This is a genomic window from Chryseobacterium polytrichastri, assembly GCF_900142445.1.
GTDB classification, from domain to species: domain Bacteria; phylum Bacteroidota; class Bacteroidia; order Flavobacteriales; family Weeksellaceae; genus Chryseobacterium; species Chryseobacterium polytrichastri.
Map to the genome: position 1 here is coordinate 21,629 of NZ_FRAV01000017.1, position 24,747 is coordinate 46,375.

The following is a 24,747-nucleotide window of genomic DNA, read 5'->3' on the forward strand; positions in this document are numbered from 1 at the left end:
TTATACTTCTAATTTTTAGTTATTAATAATGACATTTACCACACTCAAGACCTCCAATTGCATCTACAGTAATCTTACCTTCTGTTTGAGGGTATTGCTTCTTAAGCTTGTCGTGTAGATTCTTGAAGTATTCTTTATTATAACCGTTGTTCATATCAACTTCTGTAGTTCTGTGACATTCAATACACCATCCCATTGTGAAGTCATTAGCCATTTGAACAACATTCATTGTATCAATTTTTCCGTGACAAGCTTTACAAACAACATCAATTTTGTTATCTGGATTTTTCTTGTTGAAAGAATTAATGATTGCCTGCTCACCTGCTACTACGTGTTGAGAGTGGTTGAAGTACACGAAATCTGGCATGTTGTGAATTCTTGTCCATTCTACCGGTTGAGTTTTACCTGTATACTGTTGCTTTTCAGAATCCCAACCTGTCGCAGCATAAATCTTCTGGATTTCTCCGTCATAGAATGCTTTGTCTTTTCCAGGCTCCATGTAATGTTTAGCATTGTATTCAGAAATTGTTCTGTGACAGTTCATACAAACGTTCATAGAAGGAATTTCAGATACCTTACCGTATTTAGCACTAGAGTGACATAACTGACAGTCAATTTTCTGTTCTCCAGCGTGGATTTTGTGAGAGAAGTAGATAGGCTGTTCTGGCTTATATCCTTTGTAAACCCCGATCCACATGACCCAGTTCCAAATTCCATAAGTAGCCAAAATAGCTAGAATTGCTAATGCTCCTTTACCGATGTAGTGGTATTTCTCATAGATTTCACTGAAAGAACGAACTCTAGTTTCGTTAAGTCCAGCTAAGTCTTCAGATTGACCTAATTTAACTAATTGTCTTAGTTTAATTAAGATCCAAACCAATAATGCTGCAATAGCAAGAAGTGAAATAATAACAACACTTGTTGTAGTATTGTTTGCAGGAGCCGCTGCTGCTGCATCTGTACCAGTAGCTGTTGTAGCAGCTGGTTCCGGTTCTGGAGCCGGAGGATTAGTGGTAAAAGCTAAGATGTCATCAATATCCTTATCTGTAAGATTCGGAAACTGCAACATTTCAGTCTTGTTAAATTTTTCAAAAATCTCATTGGCGTATTTATCGCCAGATGCTCTCAGAGCTTTGTTGTCCTTGATCCACTTGTGAAGCCAATCTTTGTCTACACCACCCTCTGTCTTTACACGTTCTACAACCCCTTTCAACGGAGGCCCTATTACTTGTTTGTCCAGTGCGTGACATGCAGTACAATTCGCTTTGAAAAGTTTCTCACCGTTTTTAGGATCGCCGTCTTGCCCGTAAATTGAAGCACTGGTCGATAGCAATAAGCCTATTGCGATCAACGTTTGTTTATAATGCTTTCTCCAACTAATCATTTAAATTATCTTATGTTAGTAAAATATTGAACCAATCAATCCCGCAAAAATAATATTTTTAACAGGAATTTAACGGCATAACAAGAGGGGAAAATGTCATTTGTGGTTAATTTGTATTAATTCTAAATAACTTCGTTTGGCATAATTTTTTAATTTGTATAAATTTGCGGAAACAAGTTTAAATGAAAAATTTAATCAAAATATTTTTAGTACTATCATTATTTGGGTTTTATAATATTGATGCACAGCAGATTGTGAAGAAAGATACTTTGTCTGGAACAGAGCTAGTGATCTCTATGGATCCTAAAGTGAGTGATGCTTTGGGGAATTTAGAAGATAAATGTTCCAAAGTAGCAACCAATAATTCATCTAAAGTTACTGATGATGAGGGTTCTTATACTAGGCCTGCAAAAATATATGTTCCCAATAGGGAGCTTACTAATGCTGAAATTTGTAGAAAAAACCCACGAATTTTAGGATATAAGCTTCAAATTACGACGGTAAAGAGTAATGAAGAGGCGAATGAGGTGAAATCTTATTTCAGAAAACGATTTCCAAATTTGAAGGTTGAAACGGATGCTTCTTTGAGACCGAATTATAAAATTTTGGCAGGAAGTTATTTTACAAAACAAAGTGCAGCTTCAGATTTATCTAAAGTAAGAGAGTATTTTAAATCGGCAACTCCTGTTCAATACAGAATTTTCTGCGCAGAGGCAAAATAATATTTTGTAGAAATATAAAGAAAACTAAAGCTGAGAATTTTCTCAGCTTTTTTTATTGGTAGTATTGATTTAAAAACCAGAAAAATTCTGTCATTCTTACGTAGTTGTTGAGTAATAAATACACAAATAAAATACTTACAGTAACTGTTAAAAATGATAAGATTTTAGGAAACGATTTATAAGAATAAAATAGCCATCCCAATAATAAAGGATATACAAAAACAAAGTGTCCACCGTATATATAGGCGGTATGAAGTCCAAATTTCATAATACAATGTATGATGATATCGATAAAGAATGAGATCATAAGTATTTGGACGAATTTGTTTTTGAAATTTTTTATATAACTCCAAAAAACCAATATTAAAAGGATTAGAATAAATACATAAGGGAGCCAAGAAGTATAAGTATCCATAAGTAAGGCTTTGAAATCGAAGCCTTTCATGTTGTTTTTATTACGAATAATAAAGCTTGGGAATAATATATTTCCTCCAAAAAAGTAGGAGAGAATCATGTCCCAAATCGGGGTAGATTTTACATTAGAGAACTTTTCATACTGACTGTTTGTCTTTGAAAATATGTTTTCATATTTGAAATTAATTCTATTTAAATATAACAGGATAAAACAAATGAGGGTTAAGGTAACTCTTAAAGCGGCATTTCCGAATTTCTTCCAATTCCTAAAAATATCTTTTTCAAATGCTATCGGAACAAAAACTTTTACAATATTTGTTATCGTAAGTCCTCCAATAGAAACACCTGCTAATATAAGAGGTATGGTAGGGATTTTTTCTTCTTTTTTGGTTTTTATTGCTGCGTAATGATTGAATAAAGTCAATAGAAACAGAGTGTATGTGAAATTTTCAGGGGTAAAAGAAAGAATGATAGGGGTTGAAAATGTTCCGAAAAATATGATAATTAAAAAGGTGATAAACAAGGGAAGGTTGATAATGTTCTTAAGGTATTTAAAGATTTGAACCATGCTTAAGCTAACCATTAAAGTACTCATCCAAGCTAATGCTAATCTGAAAACTGCATTTGTTTTTCCATCAGAAAGATACAAAGCGATTTCTCTGATCCAATTAAAAAAATAATAGGAGAGTGGATGTCTTTCAAAGCTTCCTCCTGTCATGACAATAGAACGGTTGTCAAAACTAAAATAGGCGTCCCACGGAATTCTCTCATCAAAAATAATCCGATAATCTAAGGCGATATACCAGCCTAAAATTCCGTAAGTAATGATGAAGAATGTGAATACTCCAAGCTCCGAATATGAGTAGGGAAGAATGAGCTTGAAAAAGCTGTTGAATTTAGATTTAATAGTAGCAATAAACACCATCAAAATTTTTTACAAAAGTAAAAATAAAAAGCTCACCAAAATTGGTGAGCTTTAAAAGATTATGTAGAAAGTAATTATTCTTTGATTACTTTTTCTGTAGTTGCTGTTCCATCTGCGAATTCAACTTGTACTAGATATGCTCCTTTTGGAAGAGAAGAAATATCTACTTTATCAGATGTTGATCTCAATACTGATTTTCCTGAGAAGTCTAACACTGTTGAAGATTTAATTTTTTTATCAGTTTTGATATTGATTTCTCCTTTTGTTGGGTTAGGATAGATGTTTGTTGCTTTTGCGTTTGCTTTTGATGTTTCATTTGTAGCAAGTACACCTGTAGCAGTGATTTTTACATCGTCAAGCATAAACATATATTTATCTGAAGACATGTATTGGAATCCTACTCTTATAGTTTGTCCAGCATAAGCATCTAGGTTGATCGTAACTTGTTGCCACGCCGCATAAGGAGCTGTTGATGTTGATGGTGTTGAAACAATAGTAAAATTAGCCGCTGAAGTGGGAGTTCCACTTCCTGTATAAACTCCTACTTTATAGCTTTCTGCAAAATTTGGTGATAAAGCTTTTACCCAGAAAGTCAAAATGTTTGCACTTGTACCCAAAGTAACAACAGGAGTGATAAGCCAATCGTTATTAGCGGTTGCTCCTCCAGTAGTAGACGGTACAGCTGCCCAAGATACAGCAGATTTTTGACCTCCATGAGCTGTAAAATTTCTTACTTCTTCATCTACACCAGGAGTTACGGTAAGGTTATTTGTTGCGTTACTTGCCGAAAGGTTAAATATTTGGAATGCCATTATACCATTTCTGTTATTCCAAGTAGGGCTCCATGTTGTTACATCATTAATGACAGGTCCCCCCCCTGTATATGTGGTTAAACCATCTAGGTCTAATGTTTGCCAATTTCCAAAACCTGTAATCGCAAAATTCGTATAAGACTCAAAGCCTTCATCTAGTAGTGTTGTTTGAGCTTGAGTAACCGCTCCGGTAACTAGTAAACTTAAAGATAGTAGAATTTTTTTCATAATATTTTTTATTTTATGTAAAAATAACAAAAAAAACCAGGATAATGAAAAAAGCTCATTGAAAAAGGAGTATTGATTGTGGATTAATAATTTACGAACTACAAGAAAGCATAGAGCATCCTGAAATATCATCATACTCAGAAGGTCTTTTTATTGAATACTCGGGATAAATTTCTTGATAAGGATTTTTTAATGCTGTTGTCAATTTTTCAAGTATATCAGTTTTTCCTGAATTAATTTCTTCAATACATTGGTATAAGTGAAAATTTCTTAAAATGAATTTAGGATTTATTTTCTGCATTAAAGTAATTGATTCTTCTTTTGAAATCAAATTTCGATTTAATCTGGTGTTATATGCATTTATGAAATCCTCAATTTTTAAAATTTTTTCAGGATGCAATAAAGTGTATGAAATTCGTTGAAATGTATCTTTTAAATTGTTTTTATTGTCAATTTTTTCTAATTCGTTAAAAAACAAAGTGTAGTCTAATTGTAATTCTTGCATCAATCCTTGCCAGTTTGTGAAAAATTCTTCGTCACCATCAAGCAATTGATCAAAGCCAAATTTCTTGCAAAGCATAGTATCATGAGTTTTCCAAAAATAGTCTCCGAATTCATTTAGTGTTTTTTCTAAAAACTGCTCATCTTCAATCAAAGGATTTAGTGAATTCGCTAATTGCCAAAGATTCCATTGTGAGATTTGTCCTTGCTTTCCAAAAGCATATCTTCTTCCGGGTAAATCGGTTGTGTTTGGGGTAAAATTTAAATCATATTCATCCATCATGGAATAAGGGCCGTAGTCTATTGTTAGTCCTAAAATAGACATGTTATCCGTATTCATTACACCATGAACAAAACCTACTCTGAACCACTCCACCATCAAATCTGCTGTTCTTTTGCAAATCTCTTGAAAGAAGTCTTTGTATTTTTGATTTCCTTCAGAAGTAATTTGAGGATAGTAATTATCAATAGTGAAATTAACAAGCTTTTCTAAAGTATCGTATTCCTGTTGTGCAGAGATCAATTCAAAATGGCCAAATCGAAGGAAGCTTTCTGCTGTTCTTACCACCACTGCACCTTTTTCGGCTTGAGGATTTCCGCTGTACATCATATCTCTTACCACGTCTTCTCCAGTAAAAGATAAGCTTAATGCTCTTGTTGTTGGAACTCCTAAATGTAACATGGCTTCACTCATTAAATATTCGCGAACTGAAGACCTCAACACTGCTCTTCCATCTGCATGTCTGGAGTAAGGGGTTGCACCAGCTCCTTTCCATTGGATTTCTGTTTTTTTACCTGAATCATTTGTGATTTCACCCGCTAAAATTGCTCTTCCATCACCCAATTGCCCTGCCCAGTTTCCAAACTGATGCCCTGCATAAGCTGTAGCATATGTTTGAATATTTTCGGGAAGGTTGTTTCCCACAAGAAAATCTAAATCTTTCTCTTCAAACTTTCCTAGTCCTATTTCTTCCGAAAGTTCTTCATTGAATGTAATTAATTCTGGTTTTTCAAAACCAACAGGACTTACTGTTGAAAATAAAACTTTAGGAGTGTTTCTTTGAATGGTATTACCGGAAAAATCTCCTGGAAAATTTTTTATAAAAGGTTGTTTGATGTTTTCGATATTCATGAATCAAAGTTATTAATAATAAAAGAAAAGACCTTCCAAATAATTGAAAGGTCTTGTGTATTTCTAAAAGAGAAATTATTTATTGAAATCTACTTCGTCTGAGGAATGTAGGTTTTCATTCACATTTTCTTCTTTCTTGTCAGAGTTATTTTTAGGGGTACGATCTACCGGTCTTGGGTTCTTGATTTCATCCATCGTCTGAAGGCCTCCATCATCACCATAACCACCTCCAATACCTTTTAAGCCGGAGCATCCATCTTTCCAATCCGAAGGTTTTGAGAATTTATCATCAGGAGAAATTCCTAACGTTTTATCAGCCCAAACTTTCTTCATGTAGATTGCCCAAATTGGTAATGCCATTTTTGCACCTTGCCCTTCACCAGTTCCTAAGAAGTGGGTAGCTCTATCTTCCCATCCAACCCAAGCTCCTGTTGCTAGTTTTGGTGTAATTCCCATAAACCAACCATCGGAGTTATTTTGTGTTGTACCTGTTTTAGCAGCAATTTCTACTGCCTTTGAAATTCCTCTTCTTCCTAATTCGCCAGATGCAGTTCCGTATTGTGCAACCCCTTTCATTAGTTCAATCATGGTGTAAGCATAGAGTGGGTTCATTACTTCTTTTGGTTCTACATTTACTTCTTTGATTACTCTACCATTGGCATCTTCAATTCTCCAGATCATTTCCGGTTTATTGTGGTTTCCATAGTTAGCAAAGGTACTGTAAGCACCAAGCATTTCAAAGATGGTAATATCTGATGAACCTAAAGCAATGGTATTGTTTCTTGGAATCTCTTCAGTTACTCCTAAGTCTCTTGCTGTTTGAATTACAGCATCAACACCTGTCATTTCAATAAGTCTTGCAGCAATCGGGTTTTGAGAGTGCGCTAAACCATCTTTTAAGGTTAACATTCCTCCTCTTCCTGGTACGTGCCATCCGTTGTGATCATAAGTTCCATTGGATACGGTTGAACAAGGAGTCATCCCTAATTTCATAATAGCAGTTGCATATACGAAAGGCTTAAATGTTGAACCAACCTGTCTTTTTCCTTGTTTGATGTGATCATACTGGAAATGTTGCCAGTCAATTCCTCCAACCCAAGCTTTAATTTCACCTGTTCCCGGAACCATAGACATTAAACCTGCTTGCGCAATTTGTTTGTGGTATCTAATAGAATCCCAAGGAGACATTTCAACTTCTTCTTCTCCAGCCCATGTGAAACGAGAAGTTTTGATTGGCTTGTGGAATTCCATCATGATTGAATCTTCTGAAATACCAGCTGCTTTCAACTGTTTGTAACGTCCGGTTCTTTTCATCGCCTGAAGCATTACACTGTTAACCTGCGTATTCGTTAAGTAGTAAAAAGGTCTGTTTTTTCTACCTCTTTGCTCGGCATCAAATCTTTTTTGAAGATCTGTTAAATGCTCTCTGATTGATTGCTCTGCATATTTCTGCATCTTAGAATCAAGAGTGATATATATTTTTAAACCGTCTTTGTAAAGGTTTAATTTCTTACCGGTCTGCTTCTCGTAATCTTTAAGGTAAGTGTCAATCTCTTTTTTCAAATAAAACTTATAGTAAGCAGAGTAGTCATCACTGATATTTTTGATCGGTTGATAGTCAGTTTTTACGGCTGACGATGTTGCTTTATCATAAGTTGTTTGATCAATATATCCTGTTTCCAACATTTGAGCGAGTACAACATCTCTTCTCCTTTTTGCTCTTTCAGGATTTCTCATCGGGTTATTTGCAATAGGAGCTTCTAGCATTGCTACAAACATTGCTGCCTCCGGAAGAGTGAGTTGAGAGGTTGACTTATTAAAATAAATTTTTGAGGCCATTTCAATACCGTTGGCGTTGTAGGTAAAGTCAAACTTATTAAAATATAAAGTGATAATCTCTTCCTTGGTATATCTTTTTTCAAGACTTACCGCAACGGACCATTCTTTAAGTTTTTGAATAATCCTTTTTATTGGATTTTTAGAAGGTTCTTTGGTGAATAGAAGTTTAGCCAACTGTTGTGTAATTGTAGAACCTCCACCTCTATCACCACCATACCTTACAGCTCTTAAAATAGATCTTAAATCAATTCCAGAGTGTTCTTTGAACCTTTCGTCTTCTTTAGCTTGTAATGCATAAATAAGGAAAGGGGGAAGGTCTTTGTAAGTAATAGGCTGTGTTTTTTCTTTTTCAAATTTGCCTAGAAGAACCCCATCTGATGAAATAATTTCAGAGGCTACGTAAATATCAGGGTTTTCAAGTTCTTTTACATCCGGCATTTCTCCAAGAAAACCTTGAGAAACGGCAAAGAAAAGTCCTGAAATTCCTAAAACGACTGCAATGAGTCCAATCCAAATAATGCTAACCCATTTTTTCCAACTGGTTTTTTTGCTATTCTTTTTGGGAGGAAGAGGGAAAGTTTTTCCTTTGCTTCCTGCGTTTCTTTTGTTATCTTCCATTGATGATTACGGTTTAGCCGTTTCTATTTTTACTCCAATATCTTCAATCCCGGGAAGGGCATCATTTCTCATAGCTTGAACCATGCCGATTTCATATTTGCCTTTTTCGGGAAATTTGTAATTCAATTTATATTGAAAGAGCGTTTCCTTCGTATCTCCAAAACCTGTACCAAGCCATTCTCCATTGGGTTTAGCCAATACGTAATTCAAAGTATCTGTTTCTTTTTTCTTATTCTGAAGATTGGTGAAATTTACAATAAATCTTATGTTGCTGTAAGGGTAGTTATTGTTATTCCTTACAACAAATATAATGTTTTTAGGATTTTGAGGATCCGTAACTTCAAGATTAAATTTTTGTTCACTTTTCTTATTCCATTTATTATCAACAGAATTCATGGTGACTTCACCTTCCGAAGAAGATTTACAGCTAAAGAAAAGGATAAGAGTGAATACTCCTAAAATTTTATGCATTGTTATCTTTTTTTGGAGGAAACTTTTTCTTGAATTTTTTCTTGTTCGGGTTAGGTTGAGGCTTGTTCGCAGGATCTACCGTTGCTTCTGCTTTTTCTAACTGAGCTTTTGCTTGTTGCTGCTGTTGAGGCTTTTGAATTCTAGGCCTGTTAGTATTAGCGTTCGGGTTTGGGTTTTCTGTCTTTGTTGGTCTTTCAGATCTTTCCGGACGGTCAGATTTCTCAGTATTTTGAGGTTTGTCTGATCTTTCAGGTCTGTTTTTTCTTGGACCTTGATTTTGACCGTTCTGATTCTGATTCGGGTTTGGCCTGTTTTGATTCTGATTTTGAGGTCTGTTTTTGTTAAAACTTTTATTTTTCTTCTCAAATCTATCAACACTATTCTCCTGAATAAGATCAATTGTATGCAAAGGAGCATCAGGCTGCTTAAGATCTTCAAGAGGCAACGTTCTTTCTCCTTTTTTATTTTTTGCGATTAATTCTTTAACCAAATCAATATCAAAATCATACCAAGCAATTGAACTATCCATGTATGCAAACCACATTTTCTTTTTGAAAACATCAATTTTAATACAAAATGCTCTTCCTTTCTCTGTATCTAATGTTGTAGAAGAAGAAGGGAAGTTGCTTAAAGCATCAAGATAACTGTCTAATTCATAATTAAGACAACATTTAAGTTTACCACATTGCCCAGCCAGTTTTTGAGGATTTATACTCAACTGCTGATATCTTGCAACATTGGTGTTAACTGATCTAAAATCTGTTAGCCAAGTTGAACAACATAATTCTCTTCCGCATGATCCGATTCCTCCAACTTTTGCTGCTTCCTGTCTGAAACCGATTTGTTTCATGTCGATTTTTGTTCTGAAAGTAGAAGCGAAGTCTTTGATTAACTGTCTGAAATCTATTCGGTTATCAGCAGTGTAGTAAAATGTAACCTTAGAAGCATCACCTTGGTATTCTACATCTGTAACTTTCATTTCAAGTCCCAGTCTGTGAGCAATTTTTCTAGCGTCTATTTTTACGTTATCTTCTTTTTTTCTAGCTTCCTGCCAGACTTCAATATCTTTTTGGTTGGCTAATCTGTATATTTTAAGTGCTGATTCTTCAGAAGCTCTTTTCTTCTTCATCTGAATTTTCACTAATTCTCCGGTGAGACTTACCACACCTAGATCATGTCCGGGACTAGATTCTACTGTTACTACGCTACCAATATGTAAAGGAACATTATTTACATTTTTATAAAATAATTTTCTGTCATTTTTAAATCTAACTTCTACATAATCACACCTATTAGATGCGGGATTATTGATGTTAGATAGCCAGTCGAAAACACTTAATTTATAACTATTACCACAGGTATTTACGCTTTCACAGCCATTCGCGGTTTTCTTGGGTCCGCAAGAATGTGCAGAATCGCCGGATGTTTTACATCCACAACTCATATAACTTTTATTTGTTCCTGCAAATTTATATATTTTTATCTTTATGTAATTCTAAAAAATTCAAATATTCATCAACATCATTGTTTAATATTAAACGAAAAACTTGATTAGTCAATAAAAGGTTATTAAATGTCTAATAATTATGTGTTTAAGGGCTTTTTTTACTAAAGTGTTATTTTAAACATAATTTTCTTTTGGTATATTGTTTAAAATTTTAAGATTTATTAACAGTTGTAGCCAAAATAATTTTATATTTGGGTTATATAATAATAGTCTATGAAAAAAATATTAGTATCAACTGCTTTATTGGCGGGTGTTCTATCTTACGCAGGAGGCTTCAGAGTTTCTTTGCAAGGGGTAAAACAATTGGCAATGGCACATACTAGTGCACATGCTGAAGATGCAAGTGTGGCATTTTTTAACCCAGCGGGTATGTCATTCATTCCTTCAAGACTGAGTATATCAGTAGGAGGTTTTGCTGCGGGTAATAAAGTAACTTTCCAGAATATGAATACGCTGCAAAGTACGGAAACGGATAATCCTATTGGAACCCCACTTTATGCTGCTATTGCTTATAAACCGATTGATAAATTATCTATTGGTTTCAGTTTTTCTACCCCTTTTGGGAGTACTATTGAGTATCCAAATAATTGGGAAGGAAGAGAGATGGTTGAGAAGCTTGAGTTGAAAGCATTCTATTTCCAACCAATGATTTCATATAAATTTAATGACTGGTTTGCTTTTGGTGCTAGCTATATCTATGCTAGAGGATCTGTAAACTGGGATAAAGCGGTTACACAGTTTAGTGGTGAGCTTAATCTTAAAGATGATAAAGCATCTGGACATGGTTACGGATTTGGGTTTTATTTCAGACCAGATCCAAAACTTGATGTAAGTATTGCCTACCGTTCACCAGTTGATATGAAAGCTAAAAACGGAGTAGCTACCTTTAAAATATCGCCAAGTGTCTTTCCTTTGTTAGGATTAAATAGTTCAGGACAGGATAGCTTTAGTGCAACATTACCGTTGGTTGAAGAATATACTGTTGGTTTAACATATAAAATTACTCCAAAATGGTTGGTTTCTGCAGATTTCAACTATCATGGATGGGAGAGATACAACAAGCTGACTTTAAGTTTTGCAAATGCACCTATCGGAAATCAACCAGGAAGTCCGAATGTTCTTGTAACTCCTAAGAATTTTAAAAACTCTAAAACATTCAGATTAGGAACTCAATATGCAATTACAGATAAGATCTTTGGTCGTCTTGGTGCTTATTATGATGAGGCTCCTTATTCAGATCAGAACTTTATTCCTGAAACTCCTTCATATAATACTTATGTAGTAACAGGTGGGGTTGGATTTAAAATAAAACAATTCGGAATTGATGTAGCAGGTGGCTATGCAATGCCTCAGGCAAGAGATGTGAAAAATGATTATTTGCAGTTTTACGGACAATCTAAGGCTACAGCATTCTATGTTGGTTTAGGTTTCTCTTATAATCCATTTTAATTGAAAGACTATGAAAAAAATTATAATTTCTACATTAGCTGTTTCGGCTCTTCTTTTTACAACGAGTTGCAAAAATGATTTTGATACAGATGTAAAAGATATTACTGTAACAAGTGGTGAAGCAGATTTTTCCAGATATGTTTCTTTAGGAAACTCTTTAACTTCAGGATACAGAGATGGAGCTCTTTATAGTTCCGGACAAAATGAGTCTTATCCAAGTATGATTGCGGGTCAAATGAAGTTCGCAGGAGGAGGAGATTTTAATCAGCCACTCATGCCGAACGATACCGGAGGTTTTACAGGGTTACCAGGTTTTCCAGGTAAGCTTAATCTTCAAGTGGTGAACGGAAGTTTATCACCAGTTGAAAGTCCGGCTGCTGCAGCATTAGATAATATTTCTGCAGGAAGACCTTACAGAAACATGGGTGTTCCGGGTGCGAAATCTTTTCATTTGGTAGCTCCTGGATATGGTAGCCTTGCAGGACTTGCAACAGGAACAGCCAATCCTTATTTCGTAAGATTTGCATCTTCAGCAACAACAACTGTTTTAGCTGATGCGATGACGCAGACGCCAACATTTTTCTCTCTTTGGATAGGAAATAATGATGTGCTTTCTTATGCTACAAATGGAGGTACAAATTCTCAGACAACAGGTGGAGTTACTACTTATACAGCTGCTACTGTTCAAACAGGAAATTTAAATCCTGCGACCTATAAATCAAATGATATTTCTGATACTAATGTATTGGCAGGTTCTATTAAAGGAGTATTAGATGGTCTTAAAAGTGTTGGAACTACAAAAGGAATCATCGGAAATATTCCGGATGTTACTAGTATTCCATTCTTTACAAGAGTACCTTATAATGCTATTCCTCTAGATGCTGCAACTGTTCAGAAGCTAAATACAACGCTTTATGGCCCATTGAAATCAGTGCTTACTGCTTACGGTCAGGGAGACAGACTTAATCTTGTGGCTGTAGGAAATAATCCTGTTTTGATTAAAGATAATAAACTGACGAATCTTTCTGCTCAACTTACGGCAGCTTTAGTGGGAGCGGGCTATCCTGCAGATCAGGCAGCTTTTATTGGTAATGCTTTCGGGCAAACACGCCAGGCTAAACAAGGAGAGCTTATTCTTCTTACAGCAAGTAAAGTTTTAGGATTGGATGCGATAACGAATCAGCCTCCTACGGCAAGCTCACAGTTTATTTACGGAGCAAGTTTCCCTATCGGAGACCAACTTTCATTAACTGCAGATGAAGTAGGTAAAATTTCAACGGCAGTTAAAGCATATAATGTTGCAATCAAAGGATTGGCAGATTCTTATAATCTTGCTTTTGTAGATGCAAATGCTAAAATGAAAGACCTTGATTCTGTTGCAGGAATCACTTGGAATGGAGTAAAGTATACGGCAACTTTCGTTACCGGTGGAGCTTTCTCTCTGGATGGTGTTCACTTAACGGGTAGAGGGTATGCAATTATTGCGAATGAATTTATTAAATCTATTAATGCGAAGTATAAATCTACGCTACCATTGGTAGATCCTAATAAATATACGGGAGTGAAATTCCCTTAATCAAAAGGAAAATAAAAACATATGAACCACAAGGAGTAATTCTTGTGGTTTTTTTATAAATTTGCAAAATCTTTTAAAAAGTAAAAATGGCCGATCAGTTAAGTTATCTATTTTGCACAAGAACGAGTAAGGTCTTGGCAGAAAAAATTGCCCAACATTATGGGAAAGAATTAGGGAAAATCAACTTTCAGGAGTTTAGCGACGGAGAGTTTGAGCCTGTTTTAGACGAATCTGTAAGAGGTGGAAGAGTTTTCCTAATCGGATCTACATTCCCTCCAGCAGACAATCTTTTAGAACTTCTTCTAATGATTGATGCAGCGAAAAGAGCTTCTGCAAAAAGTATTACTGTTGTACTTCCGTACTTTGGGCTTGCAAGACAAGACAGAAAAGACAAGCCAAGAGCTCCGATAGGTGCAAAATTGGTTGCTAATCTTTTAACTGCTGCGGGAGCAACAAGAATTATGACGATGGATCTGCATGCAGACCAAATTCAAGGGTTCTTTGAAATTCCTGTAGATCATTTGTATGCTTCTAGCATTTTCGTAGATTACATAAGAAATCTAAACTTAGATAATCTTACGATTGCTTCTCCGGATATGGGAGGTGCAAAAAGAGCGAAAAACTACGCAGGTCACCTTGGCGCTGATGTAGTAATTGCTTACAAAGAAAGAAAAAAAGCAAATGTTGTAGAAGAAATGTTCCTTATCGGAGATGTTGTAGGAAAGAATGTTATTCTTATTGATGATATGATTGATACAGCAGGGACACTTTGTAAAGCTGCAGACATTTTAATGGAAAAAGGAGCAAAATCTGTAAGAGCAATGGCTACTCACGGAGTGCTTTCAGGAAAAGCTTACGATAATATTGAGAACTCGAAATTATTGGAAGTTATTGTAACTGACTCAATTCCTGTAAAAAATAATTTGACAAACAAAATAAAAGTGCTATCTTGCGCCCCTCTATTTGCGGACGTTATGAAGATGGTTCATGAGCATCAATCAATTAGTAGTAAGTTTGTTATTTAATTGATAATTAACTGTTTGCGAATTAAACTTTAAACAAATTTTTAAATTTTTATAAATGAAATCAATTACAATTCAAGGTACAAAAAGAGAAAGCGTGGGCAAAAAGTCGACAAAAGCTTTACGTGATGCTGAATTAGTTCCTTGTGTTGTTTACGGAGGTGGTGAGCCATTGAACTTCTCTGCTACAGAGAAAGCGTTCAAAGGTTTAGTATATACTCCTGAAGCACACACGGTATCTATTGAAGTTGACGGACAGGTAATTCCTGCTGTTCTTCAAGATATTCAGTTTCACCCAATTACAGACAAAATTATTCACGCAGACTTCTACAGATTATCTGACGATAAGCCAGTTGTTATGGAAGTTCCTGTAAGAATTACTGGTCGTTCTAAAGGTGTTGTAGCTGGTGGTGTTTTACGTCAGTCTTTCAGAAAATTGAAAGTAAAAGCTATTCCTGCAAACTTGCCAGACGAGATCGTTGTAGATATTACTTCTCTTAAGATTGGTAACAAACTTTATGTTGGAACTATCAAAACTGAAGGATATTCTTTCGTACACCCAGACAATGCAGTTGTTGTAGCTGTTAAAATGTCTAGAAATGCTGCTAAAGGTGGTGCAACGGCTGATGATGACGATGAAGAAGAAGTTGTAGCTGAAGGAGGAGATGCTCCTGCAACAGAAGAAGCTGCTGCTGAATAAGAAATTTCTTAATCACAATATAAGACCTGCCAATGTATTTTGGCAGGTTTTTTATTTTTAGATTAAATCTATAATCATGTTCATGCAATTTTCTTTCGGAAAAAAAGCCGTAAATTTGAAGTGTTCTAAATAAGAGCGTTTTAATTTAAAATTTTAATAAATGTTTGACATTCACGAAATAAGAAGTCAGTTTACTATATTAAACCAGCAGGTGAACGGTAAACCGTTAGTTTACTTAGATAATGCAGCAACGTCTCAAAAACCGAACTCAGTTTTAGAAGTTTGGAATCAATATTACACAGAGATTAATGCCAATGTGCATAGAGGAATTCATACATTAAGTCAGTTAGCAACAGAAGAAATGGAGCTTTCAAGAAGAAAGATTCAAAAATTCATCAATGCTAAACATGATTTTGAAGTAATTTTTACGAAAGGAACAACAGAAGGATTAAACCTTATCGCCTATATTTTAACGCAGAAGCTTAAAAAAGATGATGAAATTATCATTTCTTACCTAGAGCACCACTCCAATATTGTTCCTTGGCAAATGCTTTGTGAAAGAACTGGGGCGAAGCTTCGTGTTATTCCAATTGATGAGAATGGGATTCTTCAGTTAGATTATCTTGATCAATATTTAAGCGAAAAAACAAAAGTAGTTTCTGTAAACCAGGTTTCTAATGCTTTAGGAGTTGTAAATCCTATTGAAGAGATTATTGCTAAGACAAGAAAAAATTCTGATGCTTATATTGTAATTGATGGGGCTCAATCTGCTCCACACTTTACAATTGATGTTCAGAAAATGGATTGTGATTTCTTCGTATTTTCAGGTCACAAAATGTATGCTCCCATGGGAACGGGTATTTTGTACGGAAAGCAAGAGATCTTGGAAGATTTGCCTCCTTTTCATGGAGGAGGAGAGATGATCGCTACGTGCTCTTTTGATGGAACTACTTACGCAGGTTTACCTTTTAAGTACGAAGCCGGAACGCCGAATGTTGGAGGAAATATTGCTCTTGGAGCAGCGGTAGATTTTATTGAAAAAATAGGGCATTCTACGATTCAGAATCATGAAAATGCGTTATTAGAATATGCACAAAAACAATTGCTGGAAATAAAAAACCTTAAGGTCTATGGAGAAAAGGCAAACAGAACAGGGGTTGTTTCCTTTAATTTAGAAGGAACAGGGATTTCTTCTGATGTAGGGATGATTCTTGATAAAATGGGTATTGCTGTGAGAACAGGACATCATTGTACACAGCCTATCATGGATTTCTTTAATATTGCAGGAACCGTAAGAGCAAGTTTTGCGATTTACAATACTTTTGAAGAAATTGATCTTCTCGTAGAAGGAGTGAAAAAAGCACAACGAATGTTGTCATAATAAAAAAACCTCTGAATTCAGAGGTTTTTTTATTAATTATTTCCAAAACTCCCACCATTTAGGATATGTTTTAAGAGGTTTGGGCTTATTATGTGTAGTCGTAGGTTTGTTTTTGAAATGAAATTCCGGATTGGAAATATTTAATTTATCAAAAATTACTTTAGCCCGTTTGTCACCTTGAAGAAATGTTTTAATAAACATTGCAACCATGTTTTTATGACCGTCAGGGAATTGATCAATATTATTCTCAATAAAGCTTAAAATATACTCTCTTTTCTCTTTATGGGAAGTTCCTATTTTTAGGTAAAATTGAAGCGCATTTGAGCCTCTGAATTTACTGTCACTAAGAATAATATTCTCAATATATTGCATTTGTTTATCTTCATAATGGTTGCTTATCATTATTAATGTAATGTAAAGGAATTCTTCTGTGAGATCTCTGGGGTTTAATCCGAATTCCGATTCAAAAAGATAAATATCTGTAATGTCATTAAGATTAGGGGTTTTTGAAGCGTCCTCCATTCTATCTAAAGCGGTGATTATTTCATCACTTACCAGATTGGTTTGTCTTTTCTTTAGAAAAAACTTTGCACTTTCTAGTATCTTATCATAAACCTCGTTGTTTATTTTTTGTCTTTGCTCTGCAGATTGTCTTTTATATTCTGCAAATTCATCAAAATCAGTATTCTCTGTCATATTGTTTTAGTTATTGTTTTTAATGATAATAGATGTCAGCAATATAATAAATTTAAAATTCTATATTTGAAATTCTTCTCGTATGAATTAATTTTGCCGTGTAAAATTTAACGAATGGAATTAATAAATAAATTAAACTGGAGATTTGCAACCAAAGCAATGAACGGTGAAAAAGTGCCACAGGAAAAAGTGGACAAAATACTAGAGGCAGCAAGATTAGCACCTACTTCAAGCGGTTTGCAGCCGTTCGAAATCTTTGTTATTACCAATCAGGAGGTAAAAGAGCAGATTAAGCCACATGCATGGAATCAGCCACAGGTTACAGACTGTTCTCATCTTTTGGTTTTTGCAGCTTGGGATAATTACACGGAAGAAAGAATCAATAATATGTTTGATCTTACGAATGAAATCAGAGGTTTCAAAAATGAAGGTTGGGAAAACTACAGACAGATGTTGTTGAGTACATATCCTCAAAGATCAGCTGAAGAAAACTTTACACACGCAGCAAAACAGGCTTATATTTCTTTCGGAGCAGCAATTATTGCAGCAGCCTTTGAAGAAGTAGATTCAACGCCAATGGAGGGTTTTTCTCCTGAAGCTGTTGATGAGATCTTAAACTTAAAAGAGAAAGGTTTAAAAAGTGTTTTATTGTTGCCAATTGGTTACAGAGAAGAATCCAACGATTGGTTGGTGAACTTGGCTAAAGTAAGAAAGTCTAAAGAAGATTTTATTACAGAAATTAAATAATTGCTATATACCATATACAGAAAAATCCCTTTCAGAAAGCTGAAAGGGATTTTGTTTTATGGGAATTAGACCTTCAAGGTTTTTAAAACCTTGAAGGTTTCAATAATGTAAAGTTTAATTATTCGGTTTCCAATCTACAACAGCTCTAATAAAAGCTTCTGCATTTTCTACAGGAATATTAGGTAAAATTCCGTGACCAAGATTCGCGATGTATCTGTCTTTTCCAAAACGGTTGATCATTTCATTCACCATTTTCTTAATCGTTTCAGGTGTAGAATGTAATCTTGCAGGATCAAAGTTTCCTTGAAGGGTCATGGTGTGATTCGTTAACGTTCTTGCCAACTCAGGTTTGATCGTCCAGTCAACACCTAAAGCCGAAACCGGAGACATCGTCATATCTTCCAAAGCAAACCAACATCCTTTTCCAAATACGACAACATGAGAAAGCGGACTTAAAGCCTCAACGATCTGATTAATATATTGCCAAGAGAATTCCTGATAATCTGCTGGAGAAAGCATTCCACCCCAAGAATCAAAAATCTGTACTGCAGAAACTCCTTTTTCTACTTTTCTTTTTAGATAAGCAATAGTAGTATCTGTGATCTTTTGAAGCAATAAATGAGCAGCTTCCGGCTGTTGGAAACAGAACGACTTTGCAATATCAAACGCTTTACTTCCTTTTCCTTCTACGCAATAGCAAAGAAGAGTCCATGGAGAACCTGCAAAACCGATTAATGGAATGTCATTGTCTAGTTTTATCAATGTTAATTCAATGGCGTCAAATACATATCCTAACGTATCATTTACATCCGGAACAATAACATTTTGTACTTGTTCCATTGTTCTGATAGGATCGTCTAACCAAGGACCAACGTTTTCCTTCATCTTAAAATCAATTCCCATTGCTTGAGGCACTACCAAAATATCAGAGAATAAAATGGCAGCATCCAAAGGAAATCTACGGATAGGCTGTACGGTGATTTCAGCGGCAAGCTCAGGAGTCTGACATCTCGTGAAGAAATCATATTTATCACGAAGCGCAATGAATTCCGGCAAATATCTTCCAGCTTGTCTCATCATCCAAACTGGCGGTCTTTCTACGGTTTCTCCGCGAAGTGCTTTTAAATATAGGTCGTTTTTAATCATAATGTATTAGACTAATATTGCCGGCAGTATGCACTTTAGGCAATAGATATTTCAAAGATTATTTTTTTACTACTCTTTGTATTAATTCAAAGATAGATGCAAGATTATTTCCTTCGGAGGTATAGATCTTCTGTTGGGTATGTTTTTTCAACTCACCAGAAGTGGTTTCTCCAATCGAAAACAGGGTCATATTTTCTAATGAATTTTGCTTTGCAAAACTACGAACTCCGCTTGGACTAAAAAAAACTATCGCATGATATTTTTCAGGTACCAACGGATTGATTTCTTCGGTATTATAAACAGTGACCTTATTGTATTTGATATTTTGTAATGGAAGCTCTTTGTCGAGAACGTCAATGGCTAAGTTTCCACAGAAATGGAGAAACCTTTCATGTTGGCAATGGCTAATAATAAATTTTGAAAGCGTTTCAGCATTTTTCAATACTTTAAAAGTTCCAAAACCATTTTTTCTCAGTTCTCTTTTTGTTTTTTCGCCCACGCAATATATTTTATTGTAGTTTTTCGCAGTGAAATCTTCGTTGGGCTTAAATTGATTATTGAAAAAAGAAATTACACCGTTCACACTGGTGAAAATAAGAGACTCGTTTTTTAAATCAAAAGAATTAATCTGAATAGGGTTGGTCTTAATAACCTCAACACAATCCACCAAAATATCCTCTCCTAATTGTTGGGTTAAAATTGATTGATCTATGTTTTTGGTAAATAAAATTTTCATTAAGGTCTATCTTTTAAATGTAAATCGGTAACTAACAGTCTTACTTTTGTCATGAAATCTTTTCCCGGGTCTTCTTTTGTTGTAAAATAATTAGGGTCTGTTTCTTTCCAAAGTTTAGAATTTCTAAAGATACCATATTCTGAATGTCCTATTAAATATTCTATGTTGTATTTTTTAGTTAAAAATCTAATTAACTGAGCATTCGAGGCAATTTGTTTTTCGGTAAGCGGTTGTTGTTTACTTCCTATGTTTTCAATACCTATTGCGCAATAATTAAGACCAATCGTATGTCTCGCAAACATATTGGGCTCCATAAGTTGATAGATGGTGCCATCTCTGTCTACAATAAACTGGGAAGAAACATTGAGCGTGCTTTGTTTTTTCAAAACATTTCGGGCAGATTCCAAATGGGTTTTATTGAAATACTTATAATTCGTTTCAACGGTTCCGCCTGCGGTATAATGCAAAACAATTATTTTAGGTGAAATAGTTGGAGACTTTTGAACAATTTGATAATGATCCTTAAGGTACTCGAAACTTAGGCGTGTTCTTTCAGCAGAATAATCAATGGGCTTATTAATGATTTTAAATTCGCTGGTTTGGGCATTCGTAAAGCATGTTATCAATACGAATAAAGCATAAAAAAGGTTTTTCATAAAAAGTAGCTTATTTAGGGTATTGATAATGTCCTGTAATCGTATATTTAAAGAGTACGTCTTCCAAAACTTGTCCGCTTCCTATATTATGTACAATCAAAAATCTTTTTCCGTCAGCTGATTTTTTATTCACAACAATCCCAATATGGGTTAGGTTGCCGGGTAAGCTCCAAGTAACAATGTCACCGGGAATATAAAGTGCAGGATTGGTTTCAATAGATTTTACTTTTCCGAATTTAGAAAAGAAGACGGCAAGATTAGGAACCCTTCTGTGGTCAATATTGGTGTCAGGCTTTTTTAACTTCCAAGTCTTTGGATATTTTGAGAAGTTTTTCGCCATATCCTCGTGTACTTCTTTTTGCAGATCAATACCAACTTTTCTGTAGGCTCTGATAACAACATCTGTACAAACGCCCTTGTCTGAAGGAACATCTCCATTGGGATAGGTGAGGATAAAATAAGTAGGGTCGTAGGTGATTGTCTTGTCTATGATCCCCAAAGCGGCATCAGATAATTGAAGTGCAAATTTATTCTGTGCATTTGCAGTAAACACACAGAATGTGAGGAGCAATAAAAACAGGGCCTTTTTCATTATTTTGTACGTTAAAATATAAAGGTACAAATATGCTCAAAAGTTCTTAATAAGAACCTTTAATTTCAGCCATCAATTCTTTTCCTCCGTTTTCAAGAACTATTTTTGCGAATTTTTCTCCAAAATTTTCAACCTCATTGTATTCGAAGTTTTCGTCTGTAGCGATACAGTTTTTCCCGTCTAATGAACAAAGGGCTGCTTTAAAACGAATTTGATCTCCAAAAAATTCAGCAAATGCTCCGATAGGCGCAGTACAACCTCCTTCTAATGTGCTTAAGAAGTTTCTTTCAATTTCTACACAGATCTGAGTAGGTTTATGATTGGTTATTGTGTTTAGGATTTCATTGATCTCTTTCTTGTCAGAATGTCCTGCCACAGCAATAACACCTTGCGAAGGAGCGGGGATCATTAACGGAAGCATTTCATAATCAATATCCATTTGCATTCTTTTGATTCCTGCTAAAGATAAAATAGTAGCATCAAAATCCTGATCCTGTAATTTTTGAAGACGCGTCTGAATATTTCCACGAATATCTGAAAACTCAGCATGCGGATAATTTCTTGACCAAAAAGCTCTTCTTCTCAAACTGCTTGTTGCCAATTTCAGTTCGTGAAACTCTTTGTTTTTAGATTCTTCTTTTCTTATCAATACATCCTGAGGGAAATCTCTTTCCAGATAAGAAACAATCTCAATATTTTCCGGTAAAAGGGTAGGTACATCTTTTAAAGAGTGAACAGCAATGTCTATCTCATCATTTAATAATGCAACATCAAGGTCTCTTGTGAAGACGCCTGTAATTCCCATGGAATAAAGGGGAAGGTTAAGGTTTTTATCACCTGAAGAAACGATAGGTACGATCTCTGTTAGATAATTATTGTTTTGTAGGTGCCTTGCAACCTCTCTTGCCTGCCAAAGTGCAAGTGCGGAATTTCTGGTTCCGATTCTAATGCTTTTCATTGAATTCGTTGTTTGGTTGTTCAACTAATATTTCGTGCATTAATTTACTGATTTCTTCGGCTTTCCAAGGATTATCGATGATATATTTCGCAAAACGATTGGTGATTTTCTGAATCATTTTCTCAGAAAGCTCCATATCTGTAATGTTAATATATTTATTTTTTCTGTAAAAATTATGCATCTCGTTGCGTTCCATGTTTTTAAGAACGGCTTTGAAATGGTGAATATTTGGTGCTAGTTTTCTCTTTTTTTCCCACTCAAGAAACTCTTTTGCCATTTCTTTAATTATAGATTCGGCTTGTGGAATTTCTTTTTCTCTCTGCTGAATGGTTTCCTGAATTTGCTTTGAAAGCTCATCAACATCAATTAAGGTTACGTTTTCGTTGGTCGTAACATCTTTATCTACATTGTGAGGGATAGAAAGGTCAATGATTAATGTTTCTTTTCCGTTCGGGAAGTGAGAAGCATTGATAATAGGTTTTTTGGCTCCGGTAGCAACGATAAGGATATCTGTATTTTTTAACTCATTGTCAAAATCAGAATAGTCAACATGAGGAATGTTATATTTTTCAGATATCTTTTCAGCTTTCTCCTGAGTTCTGTTTGCAATTTTTATTTTGGGTTGAAAAACGTGCTTTACTAGATTTTCCACTGTGTTTTGTCCAATTTCACCAACGCCTAAAAGAAGAATGTTTTTCTCTGTAATTCTTTTTTGGTTGTTTAAAATATAGTGAACGGCAGCATAAGAAACGGAAGCGGCTCCGTTGGAGATTCCCGTTTCGTTTTTAATTCTTTTTGAAATCTGAATGGCAGAGTTGATGGCTCTTTCCAGATAAGGATTAGAATTTTGCCTCTCTTTTTTAAAACGGCTGTATGCTTTTTTAATCTGTCCAATGATCTCGAAATCACCAATAATCTGACTTTCCAATCCTGCAGCCACTCTGAATAAATGGGTTAAAGCTTCTTCTTTGGTGAGGATATTGGCAAACTGAAGGAAGTCTGTGATGTTTACCCCGATTGTTTTACAGTACTCTTCGGCAACCAAAAGGTAATTCGGAGTAGTAGTGTAGATTTCGGTTCTGTTACAGGTGGAAACTACAAAGGCATCTCCTAAATTTTCGTCGTGAATTCGAGCAACAAAATTTTTAATATTTTCATCAAAAAATGCAAATTTCCCTCGCGTTTCTCCATCAGCTTTTTCATAGCTTATAGAAAGTACAGCAAAATTTGAAGTTTTATGTATATTGGAATATTGTAGCATAAGCGTTGCAAATTTAAGGCTTTTTTTATTAATTATTTTCTGATAATGTATATGATAATTATCGTGAAAAACTATAAATCGCCACTATGTAGGGCTTTGCTTTCTGTCTTCTAAGAATATTATTTCAATACTTAGCAAATAATTTAGAATTTTAACCAAATTTTAACCAAATTATATGCTTATGAAGTTTCTTTAGTAGCCTTAAATTTATATCTTTGTATTCTTAAAATCAGAAGAAAAATATGAGTTTATTCGATATGTTTACGCAAGAAATTGCGATAGACCTAGGAACTGCCAACACGCTTATCATCCATAATAACAAAATTGTTATAGATCAGCCTTCAATTGTTGCAATTGAACGTTCTACGGGTAAACCAATTGCTGTAGGGGAACAGGCGAAGCATATGCAGGGGAAAACTCATGAAGATATCAAGACTATTCGTCCTTTGAAAGACGGGGTTATTGCAGATTTTCATGCTTCTGAACACATGATTAAGGAATTTATTAAAAAAATTCCTGGGATCAAAGGTAGATTCATTCAGCCTGCTCTAAGAATCGTTATCTGTATTCCTTCTGGAATTACAGAGGTAGAGAAAAGAGCGGTAAGAGATTCTGCACAAAAAGTAAATGCAAAAGAAGTAAGGTTGATTTATGAGCCAATGGCAGCTGCAATAGGAGTTGGTATTGATGTTCAGAAACCTGAAGGTAATATGATTATCGACATAGGTGGCGGTACTACAGAAATTGCTGTAGTAGCTCTAGGAGGTATTGTTTGTGATAAATCTGTGAAAATTGCAGGGGATGTATTTACAAACGATATTGCTTATTTCCTAAGAACGCACCATAATCTTTACATCGGAGAAAGAACAGCTGAAAGAGTGAAAATTGAAGTAGGTTCTGCTGTTGAAGATCTTGATGTTGATATTGAAGATATTCCGGTACAAGGTAGAGACCTTATCACTGGTAAGCCAAAAGAAATTATGGTTGGCTATAAAGAAATTGCTCGTGCGCTAGATAAATCTATTATCAGAATTGAAGATTCTGTAATGGAAACTCTTTCTTTAACACCTCCGGAATTGGCAGCTGATATCTATAAAACAGGTATTTATCTTGCTGGTGGTGGTGCATTGTTAAGAGGTCTGGCAGACAGACTGCACAAAAAGACTGGTCTTCCTGTTTTCGTAGCAGAAGATCCGTTAAGAGCTGTAGTTCGCGGAACAGGTATTGCACTTAAGAATATGGATAAATTCAATTTCTTAATTAAATAATTTTAA

At 35.0% G+C, this 24,747-nt stretch carries 22 protein-coding genes; 8 read left to right on the forward strand and 14 right to left on the reverse strand.

All coding sequences use genetic code 11. The annotated features are described in order from the left end of the window. Positions 1-22: 22 nt before the first annotated feature. The gene (locus BUB80_RS11735; protein WP_073293114.1) at positions 23-1,384 is read right to left on the reverse strand and encodes a c-type cytochrome; all 1,362 of its coding nucleotides are present in this window, start codon (positions 1,382-1,384) and stop codon (positions 23-25) included. A gap of 182 nt (positions 1,385-1,566) precedes the next feature. On the opposite strand from BUB80_RS11735, the gene BUB80_RS11740 reads away from it, so the two are divergent. Beyond that, a complete protein-coding gene (locus BUB80_RS11740) occupies positions 1,567-2,106 on the forward strand; it encodes a sporulation protein (protein WP_073293115.1) in 540 nt (179 codons plus the stop codon). A gap of 52 nt (positions 2,107-2,158) precedes the next feature. On the opposite strand, the gene BUB80_RS11745 is transcribed toward BUB80_RS11740, so the two are convergent. The 6 genes from BUB80_RS11745 to BUB80_RS11770 all read right to left on the reverse strand — a co-directional run bounded on the left by BUB80_RS11745 (position 2,159) and on the right by BUB80_RS11770 (position 10,490). Further along, positions 2,159-3,445, reverse strand: a complete 1,287-nt coding sequence (locus BUB80_RS11745; protein WP_139262663.1) for a DUF6080 domain-containing protein — start codon at positions 3,443-3,445, stop codon at positions 2,159-2,161. A gap of 74 nt (positions 3,446-3,519) precedes the next feature. Next, positions 3,520-4,485 (reverse strand): T9SS-dependent choice-of-anchor J family protein, encoded by a 966-nt coding sequence (locus BUB80_RS11750; protein WP_073293116.1) that lies wholly within the window; start codon positions 4,483-4,485, stop codon positions 3,520-3,522. A gap of 91 nt (positions 4,486-4,576) precedes the next feature. Beyond that, complete coding sequence (locus BUB80_RS11755; RefSeq protein WP_073293117.1) at positions 4,577-6,118, reverse strand: protein adenylyltransferase SelO; 1,542 nt, start codon at positions 6,116-6,118, stop codon at positions 4,577-4,579. A 75-nt stretch (positions 6,119-6,193) separates the two neighbouring features. Further along, positions 6,194-8,575: a penicillin-binding protein 1A gene (locus BUB80_RS11760; RefSeq protein WP_073293118.1), complete on the reverse strand. Its 2,382-nt coding sequence runs from the start codon at positions 8,573-8,575 to the stop codon at positions 6,194-6,196. A 6-nt stretch (positions 8,576-8,581) separates the two neighbouring features. Continuing rightward, the gene (locus tag BUB80_RS11765; RefSeq protein ID WP_073293119.1) at positions 8,582-9,046 is read right to left on the reverse strand and encodes a gliding motility lipoprotein GldH; all 465 of its coding nucleotides are present in this window, start codon (positions 9,044-9,046) and stop codon (positions 8,582-8,584) included. After that, positions 9,039-10,490, reverse strand: coding sequence for a PSP1 domain-containing protein (locus BUB80_RS11770; RefSeq protein ID WP_073293120.1), 1,452 nt, complete (start codon positions 10,488-10,490; stop codon positions 9,039-9,041). Before BUB80_RS11770 ends, BUB80_RS11765 begins: the two co-directional genes overlap by 8 nt. A gap of 276 nt (positions 10,491-10,766) precedes the next feature. On the opposite strand from BUB80_RS11770, the gene BUB80_RS11775 reads away from it, so the two are divergent. From BUB80_RS11775 to BUB80_RS11795, 5 genes are all read left to right on the forward strand, one after another. Beyond that, entirely contained in the window at positions 10,767-12,002 is a 1,236-nt protein-coding gene (locus BUB80_RS11775) for an OmpP1/FadL family transporter (protein ID WP_073293121.1), read from the forward strand. Between the two features lie 10 nt (positions 12,003-12,012). Further along, positions 12,013-13,578 carry an SGNH/GDSL hydrolase family protein gene (locus BUB80_RS11780; RefSeq protein WP_073293122.1) on the forward strand — a complete coding sequence of 522 codons (1,566 nt, stop codon included), beginning with the start codon at positions 12,013-12,015 and terminating at the stop codon, positions 13,576-13,578. A gap of 86 nt (positions 13,579-13,664) precedes the next feature. Next, positions 13,665-14,603 (forward strand): ribose-phosphate pyrophosphokinase, encoded by a 939-nt coding sequence (locus BUB80_RS11785; protein ID WP_073293123.1) that lies wholly within the window; start codon positions 13,665-13,667, stop codon positions 14,601-14,603. Between the two features lie 55 nt (positions 14,604-14,658). After that, the gene (locus tag BUB80_RS11790) at positions 14,659-15,300 is read left to right on the forward strand and encodes a 50S ribosomal protein L25/general stress protein Ctc (RefSeq protein WP_073293124.1); all 642 of its coding nucleotides are present in this window, start codon (positions 14,659-14,661) and stop codon (positions 15,298-15,300) included. A 160-nt stretch (positions 15,301-15,460) separates the two neighbouring features. Continuing rightward, positions 15,461-16,681, forward strand: a complete 1,221-nt coding sequence (locus BUB80_RS11795; RefSeq protein ID WP_073293125.1) for an aminotransferase class V-fold PLP-dependent enzyme — start codon at positions 15,461-15,463, stop codon at positions 16,679-16,681. Positions 16,682-16,717: 36 nt separating this feature from the next. Here BUB80_RS11795 and BUB80_RS11800 read toward each other — a convergent pair whose 3' ends face one another. Further along, positions 16,718-17,377 (reverse strand): hypothetical protein, encoded by a 660-nt coding sequence (locus BUB80_RS11800; protein WP_073293126.1) that lies wholly within the window; start codon positions 17,375-17,377, stop codon positions 16,718-16,720. A gap of 114 nt (positions 17,378-17,491) precedes the next feature. Here BUB80_RS11800 and BUB80_RS11805 point away from each other — a divergent pair, with 114 nt between their 5' ends. Then, positions 17,492-18,124 (forward strand): NAD(P)H-dependent oxidoreductase, encoded by a 633-nt coding sequence (locus BUB80_RS11805; protein ID WP_073293127.1) that lies wholly within the window; start codon positions 17,492-17,494, stop codon positions 18,122-18,124. 114 nt (positions 18,125-18,238) lie between these two features. Here BUB80_RS11805 and hemE read toward each other — a convergent pair whose 3' ends face one another. Genes hemE through hemA form a run of 6 tightly spaced genes read right to left on the reverse strand, consistent with a single transcriptional unit; the run spans position 18,239 to position 23,473 of the window. Further along, complete coding sequence (gene hemE / locus BUB80_RS11810; RefSeq protein ID WP_054512306.1) at positions 18,239-19,270, reverse strand: uroporphyrinogen decarboxylase; 1,032 nt, start codon at positions 19,268-19,270, stop codon at positions 18,239-18,241. A gap of 58 nt (positions 19,271-19,328) precedes the next feature. Beyond that, complete coding sequence (locus tag BUB80_RS11815) at positions 19,329-20,006, reverse strand: uroporphyrinogen-III synthase (RefSeq protein ID WP_073293128.1); 678 nt, start codon at positions 20,004-20,006, stop codon at positions 19,329-19,331. Next, entirely contained in the window at positions 20,006-20,662 is a 657-nt protein-coding gene (locus BUB80_RS11820) for a peptidoglycan recognition protein family protein (RefSeq protein WP_073293129.1), read from the reverse strand. Before BUB80_RS11820 ends, BUB80_RS11815 begins: the two co-directional genes overlap by 1 nt. A 10-nt stretch (positions 20,663-20,672) precedes the next feature. Then, positions 20,673-21,254 (reverse strand): DUF1287 domain-containing protein, encoded by a 582-nt coding sequence (locus BUB80_RS11825; protein ID WP_073293130.1) that lies wholly within the window; start codon positions 21,252-21,254, stop codon positions 20,673-20,675. Between the two features lie 46 nt (positions 21,255-21,300). Next, complete coding sequence (gene hemC / locus BUB80_RS11830) at positions 21,301-22,212, reverse strand: hydroxymethylbilane synthase (RefSeq protein WP_073293131.1); 912 nt, start codon at positions 22,210-22,212, stop codon at positions 21,301-21,303. Continuing rightward, entirely contained in the window at positions 22,199-23,473 is a 1,275-nt protein-coding gene (gene hemA, locus BUB80_RS11835) for a glutamyl-tRNA reductase (RefSeq protein ID WP_073293132.1), read from the reverse strand. The genes hemC and hemA overlap by 14 nt, the downstream gene beginning before the upstream one ends. Positions 23,474-23,715: 242 nt before the next feature. On the opposite strand from hemA, the gene BUB80_RS11840 reads away from it, so the two are divergent. Then, complete coding sequence (locus BUB80_RS11840; RefSeq protein WP_054512301.1) at positions 23,716-24,741, forward strand: rod shape-determining protein; 1,026 nt, start codon at positions 23,716-23,718, stop codon at positions 24,739-24,741. Positions 24,742-24,747: the final 6 nt, after the last annotated feature.